We start from the raw sequence: 16,265 nt of genomic DNA, 5'->3' as shown, positions 1-16,265 counted from the left end.
CCCTGTATGCGTAAAGAAGATTGCTATTTATTAGGAAAAATCACACGCAGACATGGCCTTGCGGGAAATGTTATCCTGAAACTGGATACCGATCAACCCGAACTTTACAATAAACTGGAATCAATATTCGTTGAAATCAACGGATTATTGGTTCCTTTTTTTATTGAAAGATCATCATGGAGCAAATCTGATGCTCTGAATATTGCATTTAAAAACTCTTCTGAAGCACTGGTAGACCAATCATTGGGTAAAAATGTATACCTGCCGCTTGCTACCTTACCGAAACTTTCCGGAAAGCAGTTTTATTATCACGAAGTAATCGGGTTCAATATCCTTGATGAAAATGATAAGGATTGCGGAGTGATCAGATCTATCAACGATCAGACCGCTCAGAATTATTTTGTAACCAACTTAGACGGAAAAGAAGTGGTAATTCCTATCATCAAAGACTGGATTTTTGAGGTCAACAGAGAAGAAAGATTCATTAAAATGCAGCTGCCGGAAGGCCTTATCGATGTCTTTTTAGTTCCTTCTAAAAAAGACGAGTAAACGTATTACTGATCTCATCTCTTACCTTTTTACATTTCTTATTATTCATGATTAATTGCGGGCAGCAAATAGTCCTGGACAATCATATCAGCCTGTGAATGAGCGTACGGCTTATTATATGCTTTAGCTGTAATCACAATCACCAAAGGAAGTTCTGTAAATACAATAATTTTATTTCCGCCATTTCCGCTGGACTGGAAAACTTCAAATTTTTTATCTCCGACTCTATACACTTTTCGCCAGAATAAATATCCATATCCGTCAAAATCTTTGTTATCTGAAAAATAATTGGTAAATGACTTTCTGATCCAGTTTTGATCAATGATCCTTTTCCCGTTCCAGGTTCCGTTACTCTTGTACAGTTGCCCGAATTTTGCAAAATCAAGTGCTCTCATCCGTAAACCGCCGGCCATTGAAACTTTATGCTGTGGAGTGTATTGCCATTGATAATGACTGATTCCTAAGGGCTTAAAAAGCTTTTGACTGGCATAATTTTCCAGGCCTTTGGGAATCGATTTATCCAGAATATCTCCGGTCAGAACGACCCCTGCCGTAAAATATGCCCAGGTTTTTCCTGGTGTATTTTCTGTCATGGGTAAATCCAGTACAAATTTTATCCAGTTATCAGTAGGATACATATTTTCTTCATTTCCTGGAGAGTCGTAATTATCATCGTTCCCGTCAAACCCTGAACTCATGGTCAATAAGTTTTTTATGGTAACATTATCTTTATTTAATGAAGGATTTTTGAATGCTTTTAAATCATAGAATTCACTGATTTTCTGATCTTCATTTTTGAGGTAACCGTCTTGTATAGCCATTCCTGTAAGGGCTGAAGCAAATGATTTTTCGACAGAACGCGTATCCTGCAGGCTGTCTCTTCCGGATTGGCTGAAATATTCCTCCAATAGAAGTTTATTATTCTTAATGACTACAATACCGGTAATATCCCTGAATCTGTTTTCTGCAATTTTCCTATTTAATATTTTAATTTTTTCAGCATTTATTTTTTCATCCGAAACTTTCCATCCGCTGTTAGGTTGAATGGGCTGAACATTAACCTGCTGCTCGGAAACATTTTTTTCAGGAATGATCAAATTAATTTCACCTTTTGCAATAATGTTTCCGGTTTTTAAATCGGTTGTCTTCAGATAAGGGCGGATTTCAATCTTCATGATATGATTTCCGGGTTCCAAAGCATCAATTCCGTTATTACCCAGATAAAATCTCATCCACAGATATCTTCCCCATGAATCTTCATTTTTAGTACTGATCAAGGGAATTCTGAAAGTGGTTTTTAATTTTTTGCTTTCCGGAGAACCTGCTCCCGGATTCAGGTTTTCCTGATAGATTAATTTCCCGTCAACATAAAACGAAAACTGGTAATTTCCCTTTTTAACCAGTTCGTCAGCAGATAAAGCCGGATTAAGCTGATGAAGATAATTAACCAATGAATTATCCATGAAAACCCTGATATCAAAATCTTTATCTTCCTCCAAAGTCATCGTTGAGAGAAAATCATTTTCCTTTAAACTTTCCAGTGGGATTGACCGGTTGAGGAAAACAACAGTCTTCAGGTGATTTTTCTGAACCGGAAGTTCGATCTTATCCGGATCGGTGATATTTTGAGCTTGTCCGGAAGCAAAACCGGATATCGTAAGAAGAATAAATAAAAACAGGATTCTCATATCATTTTTTATCTGAACAAAAATAGAAAACGGTTTTCAGATAAAATAGAACAGAATTAACATCTGCTATCATTGCAATATCTTTTTATATTTCAAAGGAGTAAGTCCTGTATTATCTTTAAAACAACGGATAAAATGACTCTGGTCGGCAAAACCACATTCAAAGGCAATATCGGATAAGGATTCTGCTTTATGGAGAAGGGTTAAAGACTTTTTGATTTTCAGCTTTCTGATATATTCTCCCAGATTACAATGAAAATATTTCTGAAAATCCCTGCTGAGATGCATCGGATGAATATCTAAAGTTTTGGAAAGATCTGTTAAATTGAGTTTTTCAGTGAAGCTTTCATGTAATAGCTCATCAATACGACTGACCCAGGCGGGTTTCTTTTCAGCCTTATGTGTGTGCTGGCCGGATAAGTGGCTGAAAATATCCAATAAAAGCTGCTGAACAGATATCTCCAGGGTTTGTTCATTAATTTTTGTTTCTTTGAAAATCTGGTAAACCAATAGCTGTAATGTCGGATCTTTAAGGTTGAAACTTCCTTCAATACGATCTTTTGAAATCTGGTATTGCTCAAACCAGTCCTTTGAAACTTCAATATGAAATCCTCTGGTGAAACCATCAGGTTTAATATTGTAATGCGGATCTTCCCAGTGATGATAGAGTAAAGTTCCGGCAGAGCATTCGTAGGTTTCTTTTTTATTGGCTTCGATAACGTTTCCCTGTAAAAGAAAAGTGAAATAGGCATTTTCGTGATAATGCCAGTCTACATAAGAATGCGTGTATTCCGTATCCGTAATGGTAAGCCCGTCTAAATTGAGGGTCTTATTGGTCTGTCCGAAAAATTCACCATTACTGAGGGTATTCATGAGCGTTTTTGTTTTAAATTTTCAATCTGTTCGTACATTTTGTTGAAAAACATTTTTCTGTCCCGGTTTCCTGATTCGTTCAGTGACTTTGAGTTTTTGATCTGATGTTCAAAATAACTCAGTGAATCCTGACAGGTCGGCTCATCATTGGTCATCATATATCCGAACATGCTGAACGGAACAAAAAATGAACATTGCTGTTCGTTCTTAAACAAAATACTGTTGTTTAAAATTACTAAATCATTCACATAAATCTGAAAATTAGATTTCTGAAGAGTTTTATTTTCAAGATCTTCAAGAAGCTTTTTTAAATCATCCAGGATCAGATCTGCATCATTCCGTTTCAACAGCCCGATTTCAGAATAAAAGGAAACCTGTCGGAGAGCACTCATTATAGTAGTGTCATTCCAGATTTCCGTAACGTTTTGTTTATCATATAAATCTTTCAGCAGATCGTTTTTAGAAGAATGATATTCCATTTTAAACTCATGAAAAGGACTTAGAAACTTGTCCTGGTTCAATAAATTCATCCAGACATAAAACTTGAAACGCGATAAAATAGTATTTGATATCGTATAAAAAAACGGAATATCTTTCGCAGAATAAAATACCTGAGAATCGGTGATGTTGTGAAAAACATTCAGGATCTTAAGCGAGTTCTCAAAATAGTTTAATAAATCTTCGGTGGTTTTTACAGGTTGAGTTCTTTTGACAACCAGTTGGTTTTCCGTTCCTAAAAACTGATCAAGGGAAATCTGGTAATACTTTGCCAGTTCCAGAGCTTCCTCAAAACTGAATTTCGCCTTTAAAGATGTACGTCTGTGGGCTGCATCGTAGCTGATATTAAGAATGTTGGCAATCTCATCGTTCAAAGACCGGTCACCGATTTTTCTGCGTATTTCCTTGAGTAAAGCTTCCTGATGCATGGTTTTGCGATTTTCACAAATGTAATATTTTTTTTAATTCCTTTTCACATTGAGATTGGTGATTTCTGCAGATAATTTTGACTAAGAATTTTAAAATAATCAGTCATGAAAACAATGTTTTTTTTAATAGTAAGTCTTTTTACGGCGAATATATTATATGCTCAGGACAGTCTGAGAGTTTCGGATATGAAAACAAAATTAGTAGCATTCACTCCTTTAAAAAACAATATTAAAGAAGTTGATGGAATCGCCATCGGATTGGGAGATACTTTCGATACGGATAAAAACCATGCGCAAAAAATAAACGGAATTAATCTTGAGCCCAATCCGCTCGGGATTCTCATATGGATGTTTTTCGATCCCTCAAAGAAATCGGGTACAGAAAAAGAACCTCATCTAATTGTAAACGGCCTGTCTCTTTCCAGTGGCGGACACGGCACGGGTATCAGCCAGAACGGGATTAATGCTTCACTGTACAATTACGGACATACGATGAAAGGAATTTCGGTCGCAGGATTAACAACCTATATTAACAAAGGAAACGGAATAATGGTTTCAGGATTGGGAGTGTACGCAAAAGAATTAAATGGCCTGAGCATATCTGCTTTTAATGATGCTGATCAGTTGAAAGGCCTGCAGGTGGGTATTTACAATAAAACCGGGACTATGAAAGGTGTTCAGATCGGTTTATTAAACAGATCCGATAAAATGAAAGGTTTTCAAATCGGTTTCTGGAACAGGAATGGCAAGAGAAGCCTGCCTTTTATTAATTTTTAAACTTCCGGAATGAAAACCGGTCTCATTTGCCTGCTGATGTTTGTTAATATCACGGCACAGCAAAATATGGAAATTGCCGGAAAAGAAAAACGATCACTTATTGAAGCCGGGAGTTTTATCAATTTTTCATCATACAAGACCAGACAAAATCCCGGAATATATTTAGGCTACTGGCATCGTTATCCGATTGATGAAAATAAAGCTCATCTGGAATTAGGGCTAAATTTTTACTACAGCAACAGCATGTACGATTTTGAATATGGTAAAAACGGACAGTTTTACGATATTCACAACAAAGAATTTCTTCTGAACGCCGGAATAAGAATGGTAAAAGAATACTCTTTCCGGAATAACAGCCTGGAATGGGTCAGTGAACTGAGCCTGCATAATCTGTTTTTCAATGGTAAAGATATCCCGGATGATGAGCCAGAAAATACAGATGAAAACACCGTTTACATTCATACGGATACACAAAGTGTCAGCTCACTAAGAATAGGGCAGGGCATACGGTTCTGGAGAAATAATTTAGGCTGGGGAATCCAGGCTTCTTATATGCCTTTTACCCTTTGGTATAATCATACGGTTCCGGAAAAATTTAATTCTTTTTCGGTAGAAACCAGTATTAATTTTAGATTCTGAGTTAAATAATTGAGTAATGATTTTTTAAAGGCAGCGTAATCATCAAATTGCGCTGTTTTTTTGTAACTTTGCAAACATTAATTTTTATACGAAAATTTATAATCAACAAATGAAAAAGCAGACGATTAAAGAAATCCTACAGGATTACAAAAAGGTATTACATCATGACATTACGGTTTACGGTTGGGTAAGAACTTTCCGTGCAAATCGCTTTATAGCCCTTAATGATGGTTCTACAATTAATAATTTGCAGGTAGTTGTTGATTTCGAAAATTTTGATGAAGAGATCATTAATAAAATCAGTACCGCTTCTTCTCTTAAAGTAGTAGGAGAGGTGGTGGAAAGCCAGGGAGCAGGCCAGGCGGTGGAAATTATTGCTAAAAAAATTATTATTCTTGGTGATAACTTTACGGAAGAAAGAGATAAAACAATTCTTCAGCCTAAAAAGCATTCACTGGAAGTTTTAAGAGACCAGGCTCACTTAAGATTCAGAACGAATTTATTCGGTGCGGTTTTCAGAGTGCGCCATGCAGTAAGTTTTGCGATCCACTCATTCTTCAACCAAAACCAGTTCTTTTATATCAACACCCCGATTGTTACGGGTGCTGATGCGGAAGGAGCAGGTGAAATGTTCGGGGTAACCAACTTTGACCTGAACAATATTCCAAGAACGGAAGAGGGAGATATCGATTTTGCACAGGATTTCTTTGGAAAAAAGACCAACTTAACGGTTTCAGGACAGCTTGAAGGAGAAACAGCTGCAATGGGATTAGGAAGAATTTATACATTCGGCCCTACTTTCCGTGCAGAAAACTCCAATACGACCCGTCACCTTGCGGAATTCTGGATGATTGAGCCGGAAGTGGCTTTCAACAACCTTGAAGACAACATCGACCTTGCTGAAAACTTTCTGAAGTATGTCATTCAGTATGTGCTGGATCACTGTAAAGATGATCTTGAATTCCTTGATAAAAGATTTGAGGAAGAGCAGAAATCCAAACCGGAAAAAGAAAGAGCAAAAGAAGGCCTTATTGAAAAGCTTCAGAATGTGATTGCCAAACGTTTTATGCGTGTAAGTTATACGGAAGCTATTGAGATCTTACTCAACTCTAAAGAAAATAAAAAAGGGAAATTCCAGTATCCTGTTGAAAAATGGGGAACCGATCTTCAGTCTGAGCACGAAAGATTCCTGGTGGAAAAACACTTTGAAAGCCCGGTAGTTTTATTTGATTACCCAAAAGAGATCAAAGCATTCTATATGAAACTTAACGATGATAATAAAACCGTTGCCGCGATGGATGTTCTGTTCCCGGGTATCGGAGAAATCATCGGCGGTTCTGAAAGAGAAGCAAGGCTGGATGTATTGAAGCAGAAAATGGCAGATATGCATGTAGACGAGCACGAGCTTTGGTGGTATATGGATACAAGAAAATTCGGTTCGGTACCTCACGCAGGATTTGGATTAGGTTTGGAAAGACTTGTACTTTTCGTAACGGGAATGACTAACATCAGGGACGTGATTCCTTTTCCAAGAACCCCTAAGAATGCTGAATTCTAGATATAAAAAAGCCTTAAAAGTAATTTTTAAGGCTTTTTTTATTTTTCAATAGCTTATTATGTTAGTAAGTTACAGCAAAAATCATGCTAAATATAGTTTTATCGAATAAATTTTATTAAATTCGTAGAATATGTTTATGTTAAAACACAAAGAGGACTATGCTTAAACAACATTTACAACTCAAGTTAGGACAGAAATTAGCCCCTCAGCAAATTCAGTTGATGAAGTTGATCCAGCTTCATACATTAGAGTTTGAAGAGGAGTTGGAGAGAGAGTTAGAAGAAAACCCGGCACTGGAAATTGTAAAGGAAGAATCTAAAGAAGATGAATATTCTTCCCTGGAAGATAATTATGAAAGTGAAGGTACGGAAAGCATTGAAACTGATTTTGATGTGAATGAGTATATTTACGACGATGAGCCGAGCTATAAAACGGCATCAAGTAATTATTCAGCCGATGATGAAGAATTTGATAATGAAAGCCTTTTAACGGAGGGCCAGTCTTTATATGATTATCTGCTGGAGCAGATTCATCTTGCCAATATTGCTGAAGAAGATGTAAAGATCGCTGAATATATTATCGGGAATTTAGATACGGACGGATATTTAAGAAGGGAAATAAAATCGATCGTTGATGATCTTGCTTTTTCACAGGGGATTTATACCACAAAAGAAAAGGTAGATGATATCCTGGAAAACTATGTTCAGAAGCTGGATCCGCCCGGAGTGGGAGCGAGAGGCCTGCAGGAGTGTCTTTTATTACAGATTGAGAAAAAAGTAAGTTCGGATAAAGCCGTTTCTTTGGCCGCCAATATTTTAAGGCATCAGTTTGATGCTCTTACGAATAAGCATTATAATAAAATCATTCAGAAATATGATATTGATGAAGAAGATTTAAAAGATGCATTGGAAGAGATTTCAAAACTTTCTCCTAAAGTAGGAGGTAATTTCGACACCCAGACGATCACGATCAACCAGGAGATTATCCCGGATTTTGTGATCCAGGTGAAAGACGGGATAGTAATTCCTATGCTGAACAGTAAGAATGCCCCGACTTTAAGGGTTTCCGAAGAATATAAAGACATTCTGACCACTTATTCACATGATAAAAATTCATCTGAGCACAAGCAGGCAGCTTTGTTTATCAAACAAAAACTGGATGCGGCAAAATGGTATATTGATGCCATTAACCAACGTCAGAATACTTTATTACAGACCATTACGGCAATCGTTAAATTCCAGAAAGATTATTTCATTACCGGTGATGAGAAATCACTGAAACCGATGATCCTGAAAGACGTTGCGGACATTACAGGTTTTGATATTTCTACGATTTCAAGGGTGGTTAAAAGTAAATATGCAGATACTCCAAACGGGATTGTCTATCTTAAAGATTTATTTTCCGACAGCTTAACGAATGACGATGGTGAAGAGGTTTCAACGAAAGAAATTAAAACCCATCTTCAGGAAGTGATCAGCAAGGAGAATAAAAGGAAGCCGCTTACCGATGATGCATTGGTAGTGATCCTGAAAGAACAGGGCTACAATATTGCGAGGAGGACCATTGCAAAATACAGGGAACAGCTCAATATTCCTGTCGCAAGATTAAGAAAAGAACTTTAAAATAAAAAAAGCATTTCAACCTGAAATGCTTTTTGTTTTTATCGGCTTATCTGATATTATCCAGTCCCAATTCTTTCATGGAAATTTCACGCATTTCCACCTTTCTGATTTTTCCGGAAATGGTCATGGGAAATTCATCAACAAATTTCCAGTATTTCGGGATTTTATAATGGGCAATTCTCCCTTTACAGTAATTGAGAAGCTCCTCTTCCGTTATCTCAAAGCCTTTTCTTATTTTCACCCAGGCCATGACTTCTTCACCGAATTTTTCACTTGGTACACCGATGATCTGTACATCAAGAATATTGGGATAAGTATACAGGAAGTCTTCAATCTCTTTAGGTGAAATATTTTCTCCGCCACGGATGATCAGATCCTTGATCCTGCCGGAAATGGTAATATAGCCTTCATCATCCATCACAGCCATATCTCCGGTATGCATCCATCTTGCATCATCCAGCACTTTTCTGGTGTTTTCAGGATCGTTCCAGTATTTCAGCATGACGGAATAGCCTCTGGTACAAAGCTCCCCGTGCTCGCCGCGGTTTACTACCTTTCCGTTTTCCCCGATGATTTTTATTTCCAGATGATCCTGAACAGTTCCAACGGTACTTACCTGTTTTTCAAGAGAAGTCCCGATTAGAGTCTGAGTGGAAACCGGAGAAGTTTCCGTCATTCCGTAGCAGATACTCATTTCTTTAATATTCATCAGGCTCTCCACCTTTTTCATGATCTCCGGCGGGCATACAGAACCGGCCATCACACCGGTTCTCAGACTTGAAAAATCATAGGTGTTAAAATCTTTTACAGCTAATTCAGCAATAAACATGGTAGGAACGCCATACAAGGACGTACATTTTTCATCTGAAACAACTTTCAATGTAATATCCGGATCAAAACTGTCATTCGGGATCACAATGCAGGCACCGTGGGCTGTACAGCATATATTTCCGATCACCATTCCGAAGCAGTGATAAAACGGAACAGGAATGCAGACACGGTCTTTCTCAGTATAATGCAAACGTATTCCGATAAAATAGCCGTTATTCAGAATATTGTGGTGGGAAAGTGTAACGCCTTTTGGAAATCCGGTAGTTCCTGAAGTGTATTGGATGTTTACAGGGTCATCAAAATCAACTTTATCTTCAATGCTGTGCAGTAAGTCGTCAGGAATATTTTCACCGTTTTTCAGAAACTGATCCCAGTTGTCATCAAAGAAAATTTCTTCTTCAAGATCCGGGCAGACTTCTTTGGCATATTCTACCATTTCTTTATAATTACTGTTCTTAAAATATAAAGAGGAAAAGATATACCTGATACCTGATTGATTGAGAACATAGGTAAGTTCGTGGGTTTTGTAAGCCGGATTAATATTCACCAGGATAGTTCCGATCCTTGCCGTGGCATATTGCAGCAATACCCATTCATATCTGTTGGAAGACCAGATACCGATTCTGTCACCCGATTTCGCCCCTAAACGGATAAGGGCCCTGGCAACTGCTGTCGTCTGATTGTAAAATTCTCTGTAAGTGGCACGGTAATTCTGATGTACGGAAATCAGTGCTTCCTGATCGGGATATTTTTTGGCGGTTTCTTTTAAATTATTTCCTATTGTTTGTCCTAAGAGAGGAATATCCGAAGCTCCGGATACGTAAGATAAAGCCATGATTAAAGATTTGGTTAATTAAAATTAACAAATAAATCTCTAAAATAAAGGCAGTGGAACGTTAATTTTCCTGAGATTCTATGTCCTTCAGCTGCTTTAGGTTTTTATCTAATCTTTTCATGATAATCCCGTAAACCAATCTGTAATATATCCAGACTAAGAAAACACTCATGGATGTACTTACCACAATACCGATAATAAAACCGATAAGTGCGGAGCCTGTAACCTCAATATTCTGGGTGTTCAGAATATAAAATATAAAGACGGTGAAAATTGAAGTAAAAGCGATTAATAAAGCTATATTGATTAAGATAAAGGCATTCACCGTTTTTTTGAACTGAATGATTCTTATGATAAACTGTTTTAAATTCTCTTCAATTTTTATTTGCTTGTAATTCTGATAAAATTTATAAACAAAATAAGCGGTAACCGATAAGCTTAAAACTTTTAATGCCAGATAGATATTATCGAAAGAATTTTCAAGTTCAGGCGTTCTTCTTGCGCCCATTCTTTCCAGAATATTAAGAAAACTGTTGGATTCTTTACCCTGGATAATATAAAATAACCCTAGAATGGTAAAAAACAAAAATTCTGCGACGCTGATCCAGTAAATGTATTTCACATAATTACGTGATTTCTTATTCAGCATCTGAAGGATCTCGCTGTTGTCGTATTTTTGCTGAACAGGTTGTTCCTGCCATGTTTTCTTAAAGTTGTCTAAATCAAATTCAGGCATATTTTTCCATCTGTTCTTTAAGGGTTTTCTTTAATCTGTTCATCTTCACACGTGCATTTACTTCGGTGATCCCGAGGTTTTCTGCGATATCCTTATAAGGCAAATCATCCAGGTACATCATGACAATAGCTCTTTCTACATTCGGTAAAGTTTTGATTACGGTGTACAAAAGAGAAATCTGTTGCTGTTTATCATCATCTTCCTCCAGAAAATCCCTGTGATTAATATCCAGTTCGTTGGTAGGAAGGCTTTTGCTTTTTTTTCTGAAAAGGGTAATGGCTGTATTAAGGGCTACACGGTACATCCATGTAGAAATTTTTGAGTTTCCTTTAAAAGAATCGTAGCTTCTCCAAAGCTGTAAAACGATTTCCTGAAAAAGATCCTCTTCATCTTCCAGAGAATTGGTATATAAACGCGAAACCTTGATAATCAATCCCTGATTATCTTTAATGAGCTGCGCAAATTCTTTTTCTTTAGAAGCCAAAATAGATTTATAATGGCACGAAGATAATAATAATACGCTAATTGATGAATAGTTATGAATTATAAATTATAAGTTATGAATTTTAATCCCTGATTTTCTTTTCTTTTTCAAGATTGAACAGGCTGTAACTCATCATTTATAACTCATAACTAATTTGTATCTTTGCGCCCACGAGAAAATCGGCTTGTTGATCTCTGTTTCGGCAGAGGTAGGAAAGTCCGGACACCATAGAGCAGCAAAGCGGATAACATCCGTCACCCGTGAGGGTAGGACAAGTGCAACAGAAAGCAGGTACGGTTCGGCTGTAGTGAAACCAGGTAAACTCTTTGCGGTGCAATGGTAAGTATATCGGTTCTTTTCAGCAATGAAAATAGGAGCTGCTCGCTCTGAAAGCCGAGGGGTAATCAGCTAAAGTTTTGCAGTAATGTAAAACACAGATAAATAACAGGCACTTCTTTCAGGAGTACAAAATCCGGCTTATAGATTTTCTCGTGATTTTCTTGTGGCGAGTGCCGGTGAAAACTCTTTTATTCATTTTCCAGTGTTTTTTTAGCTTGCAGTAAACCTTGCTGATCTTTTTCAGAAAGCAGGGGATATTTCAGATTCATTTTTTCTAAAGTATCAATGATGATCTGTATGGCTGCTACTCTTGCAAACCATTTATCGTCTGCCGGCAGTACATACCAGGGTGCGTGCTCTTTTGAAGTTTCGTTGACAGCATCTTCGTAAGCCTGCATATACTGATCAAAAAGCGCTCTTTCAGGAAGGTCTCCTGTGGAAAACTTCCAGTTCTTATCCTGTTCATTAATCCGGTCGAGAAGTCTTTGTTTCTGTTCTTTTTTAGAAACATTTAAAAATATTTTTACAACGGTAGTCCCGTTTTGAGAAAGATGTTTTTCAAAATTACGGATGCTTTCATACCTGTTTTCCCAAAATGTACTATTGAAATCTTTTACGGAGTTCCATGTTTTTTCGCTCAGATTGTACTCCGGATGTACTTTACAAACCAGTACACTTTCATAGTGTGAACGGTTGAAGATACCGATCATGCCTTTTTGCGGCAGTGCCAGATAATGTCTCCATAAAAAATCGTGGGAATATTCTTTAGAGCTTGGCGTTTTAAAACTTGTCACATTACATCCCTGCGGATTTACTCCTCCGAAAACATGTTCAATTAAGCTGTCTTTTCCCGCGGCATCCATGGCCTGAAGAACAACGAGAAGAGACTGGCTTCCGTCTGCATATAGTTTTTCCTGAAGCTCACGAAGTTTCTCTTTCTCTGCAATTAATAGCTGGGTTCCTTCTTCTTTGGTAAGCTTACCATTGTATTCCGTTGAAGTTTTTTTTATTGAAAATTTTCCTTTTACCAGGAAATCATCTGAGAAATTGGTGTCCATAGATTTATTTGTAATTAAGATGATTAATTGTATTTCTGAATTAAACAGTAAGTCTCTGATATTTCACATAAATATAATAAAAAAACCGCCTCATTGAGACGGTTTCTTTATTTTTTTGAGTAAAGATTACTTCACAGCAGCTACTTTTTTAGCTTGTTTTGCAGCTTTCTTAGCAGCTTTTACTTCAGCTTTAGTTTCTACTTTTGGAGCAGCAGCTACTTCAGGAGCATTAGCGTCTACGTTACCTTTGATATAGATTACGCTTCTGCTGTTTGCAGGGTCGTTAGAGAATACTTCAATCATTTTGTTGAATCCTCCGTTAAGAGCTGTGTTGTATCCAACTTTGATTTTAGCAGATTTCCCAGGCATGATTGGGTCTGTGCTGAATTCAGGAGTTGTACATCCACAAGATGGTTTTACGTTTGAAATTACCAAAGGCTTATCACCAGTGTTAGTTACTGTAAAAAATCTGGTACCGTCTGAGCTGGGCTTAATCGTACCATAATCGAAAGTCGTCTTATCAAAAGTGATAGTTTGTGCAGATGCTAAAGCAAATGTCCCGAATAATGCAATTCCTGCAATTAATTTTTTCATATTCTTGAATGTTAATATGTTTGTTAGATAAATTTTGAGAAACAAAGTTAAAAATTATTTTAATTCATACTTAAAATTTTTTTTCTTTAGACTATTTTTGCAAATTGTAAGCCAAGAAATAGAATTTATGCAGATTTCAGAAAAATATAATCCACAGGAAACAGAACAAAAATGGTATAGCTACTGGTTGGAAAACAAGTATTTCCATTCGGAGCCTAATGACAAGCCTCCCTATACTGTGGTAATTCCGCCGCCAAATGTAACGGGGATTTTACACATGGGACATATGTTGAACAATACCCTTCAGGATGTTCTGGTCCGCCGTGCAAGAATGCAGGGCTTTAATGCCTGCTGGATCCCGGGAACAGACCACGCTTCAATTGCTACCGAAGCGAAAGTTGTTGCCAAACTGAAATCTGAAGGAATCAATAAATCAGATATTACCCGTGAGGAATTTTTAAAACATGCATGGGAATGGACAGACAAATATGGCGGAACGATCCTTGAGCAGCTAAAAAAACTGGGTTGCTCCTGCGATTGGGACAGAACCCGTTTTACGATGGAAGAAAAGCTTTCCCAACAGGTGATCAAAAGTTTTGTTGACCTTTATAATAAAGGCTTAATCTACAGAGGTTACAGAATGGTCAACTGGGATCCGGAAGCGAAAACCAATATTTCTGATGAAGAAGTAATATTTAAAGAGCAAAACGGAAAATTATATTTCCTTAAGTATAAAATTGAAGGTTCGGAAGAATTTCTTTCCGTAGCAACAACGCGTCCTGAAACTATTTTTGGAGATACTGCCGTTTGTATCAACCCGAATGATGAACGATATGCACATTTGAAAGGTAAAAATGTAATTGTACCTATTGTAGACAGAGTGATTCCTGTTATTGAAGATGAGTATGGGGATATTGAATTCGGGACGGGTGCGTTGAAAATTACGCCTGCCCATGACGTTAATGACTATGAAATCGGGCAGAAGCATCATTTGAAAATGATCGATGCATTAGATGATGACGGAAATCTCAACGAGCACGGATTACATTATGCAGGAAAAAACAGATTTGAAGTAAGAAAACAAATCGCAAAAGAACTGGAAGAAAAAGATCTTTTGCTGAAAGCAGAAGATTACGTGAATAAAGTAGGAACTTCTGAAAGAACAGGGGCTGTAATCGAGCCTAAAGTTTCGGTTCAGTGGTTCCTTAAAATGTCTGAAATTGCTAAACCTGCTTTAGATGTAGTAATGGATGATGAGGTAAAATTCTATCCTGAAAAGTTTAAGAATACCTATAAATACTGGATAGAAAACATCCGCGACTGGAACATCTCACGTCAGTTATGGTGGGGACAGCAAATTCCTGCGTTTTATTATGGTGACGGAGAAAATGATTTTGTCGTTGCAGAAACGAAAGAAGAAGCTTTAGTTTTAGCCAAACAGAAAACCAACAATGATCAACTCACAGCTGACAGTTTAAGACAAGATCAGGATGCTCTTGATACCTGGTTTTCATCATGGCTATGGCCGATGTCGGTATTCGACGGGTTGCTTGATCCTGAGAATAAAGATATTCAGTATTATTATCCTACTTCAGACCTGGTTACCGGTCCGGACATTATTTTCTTCTGGGTAGCCAGAATGATTATGGCAGGATTGGAATACAGAAAAGAAGTTCCGTTCAAAAACGTTTATTTTACAGGAATTGTAAGAGATAAGCAGAGAAGAAAGATGTCAAAATCTTTAGGAAATTCACCGGATCCGTTGGAGCTGATGGATAAATATGGAGCAGACGGAGTTCGGGTAGGTATTCTATTAAGCTCAGCGGCAGGGAATGACCTTTTATTTGATGAAGATTTAATGCTTCAGGGAAGAAACTTCATGACGAAGATCTGGAGCGCTTTCCGTTTGATCCAGGGATGGAATCACGAAGATAAATCTGCCAATGCTGCCGATCAGCAAGCTATTGAATGGTTTGAAAATAAACTGAACAAAACGATTCTGGAAATCGACCAGCAGTTTGAGAAATTCAGAATCTCAGATGCATTGCATTTGATTTATAAACTGATCTGGGATGACTTCTGTGGCTGGTATCTTGAAGCAATCAAACCGAATTACGGCGAAGGTATTTCTAAGGAAGTGTATGGCAGAACAATTGTTTTCTTTGAAGAGCTGATGAAACTTTTACATCCGTTTATGCCTTTCCAGTCGGAAGAAGTATGGCATCTGATCTCGGAAAGAAGTACAGATGAAGCATTGGTGATTGCCCAGCAAAAGAAAGCGGAAGCGTTTAACGAGATCATCATTAAAAACTTTGAAACGGCGGAAGAGGTTATTTCCGGAATTAGAAACTATCGTCAGACCAAAGGGATTTCGCCAAGAGAAATTGTGGAGGTATATACCAATGCCACTCAGTTTGAGAATGAAGAGGTCATTAAAAAATTAGCAAACGTTTCTGATATCCATTTTGGAGAAAAAACGGATAAGCCAAGCTTTACTTTCCTGGTTGGAGCTACTGAAGTTTCAATTCCGTTAAGTGAAAACCTGGATTTAGGGGAAGAAAAAGAAAAAACGGAAGAAGAACTGAAATACTTGAAAGGATTCTTAATCTCTGTTGAAAAGAAACTTTCCAATGAAAAGTTTGTAGCCAACGCCAAACCTGAAGTGGTAGAGGTTGAGCGCAAAAAGCAAAAAGATGCGCAGGATAAGATTGCCATTTTAGAAGACAAGCTGAAGAGTTTGTAAATCTGAGATAAAT

Annotated in this window: 14 protein-coding genes and 1 other RNA gene; 7 read left to right on the top strand and 8 right to left on the bottom strand. The window is 37.4% G+C overall.

The genetic code is table 11. The features are described 5' to 3' along the window. The first annotated feature begins 6 nt into the window (after positions 1–6). Entirely contained in the window at positions 7–549 is a 543-nt protein-coding gene (gene rimM / locus AB8P06_RS09375; RefSeq protein ID WP_369840769.1) for a ribosome maturation factor RimM, read from the top strand. Positions 550–590: 41 nt separating this feature from the next. Here the strand turns inward: rimM and AB8P06_RS09370 are convergent, their stop codons facing one another. The 3 genes from AB8P06_RS09370 to AB8P06_RS09360 all read right to left on the bottom strand — a co-directional run bounded on the left by AB8P06_RS09370 (position 591) and on the right by AB8P06_RS09360 (position 4,036). After that, complete coding sequence (locus tag AB8P06_RS09370; protein WP_369840767.1) at positions 591–2,237, bottom strand: serine hydrolase domain-containing protein; 1,647 nt, start codon at positions 2,235–2,237, stop codon at positions 591–593. Positions 2,238–2,306: 69 nt separating this feature from the next. Continuing rightward, positions 2,307–3,110, bottom strand: a complete 804-nt coding sequence (locus AB8P06_RS09365; RefSeq protein ID WP_369840765.1) for a helix-turn-helix domain-containing protein — start codon at positions 3,108–3,110, stop codon at positions 2,307–2,309. Beyond that, positions 3,107–4,036 carry a helix-turn-helix domain-containing protein gene (locus tag AB8P06_RS09360; protein ID WP_369840763.1) on the bottom strand — a complete coding sequence of 310 codons (930 nt, stop codon included), beginning with the start codon at positions 4,034–4,036 and terminating at the stop codon, positions 3,107–3,109. The genes AB8P06_RS09365 and AB8P06_RS09360 overlap by 4 nt, the downstream gene beginning before the upstream one ends. A 105-nt stretch (positions 4,037–4,141) precedes the next feature. On the opposite strand from AB8P06_RS09360, the gene AB8P06_RS09355 reads away from it, so the two are divergent. From AB8P06_RS09355 to rpoN, 4 genes are all read left to right on the top strand, one after another. Then, on the top strand, positions 4,142–4,813 hold the full coding sequence (locus tag AB8P06_RS09355; protein WP_369840761.1) for an LA_2272 family surface repeat-containing protein: 672 nt from the start codon (positions 4,142–4,144) through the stop codon (positions 4,811–4,813). Positions 4,814–4,822: 9 nt separating this feature from the next. After that, positions 4,823–5,452 carry a hypothetical protein gene (locus AB8P06_RS09350; RefSeq protein WP_369840760.1) on the top strand — a complete coding sequence of 210 codons (630 nt, stop codon included), beginning with the start codon at positions 4,823–4,825 and terminating at the stop codon, positions 5,450–5,452. A 109-nt stretch (positions 5,453–5,561) separates the two neighbouring features. After that, on the top strand, positions 5,562–7,010 hold the full coding sequence (gene asnS / locus AB8P06_RS09345) for an asparagine--tRNA ligase (protein ID WP_369840758.1): 1,449 nt from the start codon (positions 5,562–5,564) through the stop codon (positions 7,008–7,010). Positions 7,011–7,168: 158 nt separating this feature from the next. Then, positions 7,169–8,632, top strand: a complete 1,464-nt coding sequence (gene rpoN, locus AB8P06_RS09340) for an RNA polymerase factor sigma-54 (RefSeq protein ID WP_369840756.1) — start codon at positions 7,169–7,171, stop codon at positions 8,630–8,632. A 46-nt stretch (positions 8,633–8,678) separates the two neighbouring features. On the opposite strand, the gene AB8P06_RS09335 is transcribed toward rpoN, so the two are convergent. The 3 genes from AB8P06_RS09335 to AB8P06_RS09325 all read right to left on the bottom strand — a co-directional run bounded on the left by AB8P06_RS09335 (position 8,679) and on the right by AB8P06_RS09325 (position 11,518). Further along, a complete protein-coding gene (locus AB8P06_RS09335; protein WP_369840755.1) occupies positions 8,679–10,298 on the bottom strand; it encodes an AMP-binding protein in 1,620 nt (539 codons plus the stop codon). A gap of 61 nt (positions 10,299–10,359) precedes the next feature. Further along, a complete protein-coding gene (locus tag AB8P06_RS09330) occupies positions 10,360–11,034 on the bottom strand; it encodes a DUF8845 family protein (RefSeq protein ID WP_369840753.1) in 675 nt (224 codons plus the stop codon). Further along, positions 11,027–11,518 (bottom strand): RNA polymerase sigma factor, encoded by a 492-nt coding sequence (locus AB8P06_RS09325; RefSeq protein WP_007840804.1) that lies wholly within the window; start codon positions 11,516–11,518, stop codon positions 11,027–11,029. The genes AB8P06_RS09330 and AB8P06_RS09325 overlap by 8 nt, the downstream gene beginning before the upstream one ends. Positions 11,519–11,689: 171 nt before the next feature. Between AB8P06_RS09325 and rnpB the strand changes: the two genes are divergently transcribed. After that, positions 11,690–12,014: RNase P RNA component class A (gene rnpB, locus AB8P06_RS09320), an RNA gene on the top strand. 31 nt (positions 12,015–12,045) lie between these two features. On the opposite strand, the gene AB8P06_RS09315 is transcribed toward rnpB, so the two are convergent. Both AB8P06_RS09315 and AB8P06_RS09310 read right to left on the bottom strand, forming a co-directional pair. After that, a complete protein-coding gene (locus AB8P06_RS09315) occupies positions 12,046–12,915 on the bottom strand; it encodes a polyphosphate kinase 2 family protein (protein ID WP_369840752.1) in 870 nt (289 codons plus the stop codon). 126 nt (positions 12,916–13,041) lie between these two features. Next, positions 13,042–13,509 (bottom strand): DUF1573 domain-containing protein, encoded by a 468-nt coding sequence (locus AB8P06_RS09310; protein ID WP_369840750.1) that lies wholly within the window; start codon positions 13,507–13,509, stop codon positions 13,042–13,044. A gap of 127 nt (positions 13,510–13,636) precedes the next feature. Between AB8P06_RS09310 and AB8P06_RS09305 the strand changes: the two genes are divergently transcribed. Beyond that, complete coding sequence (locus tag AB8P06_RS09305; protein ID WP_369840748.1) at positions 13,637–16,252, top strand: valine--tRNA ligase; 2,616 nt, start codon at positions 13,637–13,639, stop codon at positions 16,250–16,252. The last annotated feature ends 13 nt before the right edge of the window (positions 16,253–16,265 follow it).

The sequence above is a fragment of the Chryseobacterium tongliaonense genome, from assembly GCF_041224435.1.
GTDB classification, from domain to species: domain Bacteria; phylum Bacteroidota; class Bacteroidia; order Flavobacteriales; family Weeksellaceae; genus Chryseobacterium; species Chryseobacterium tongliaoense.
This window is presented reverse-complemented; position numbering and strand designations above follow the sequence as displayed.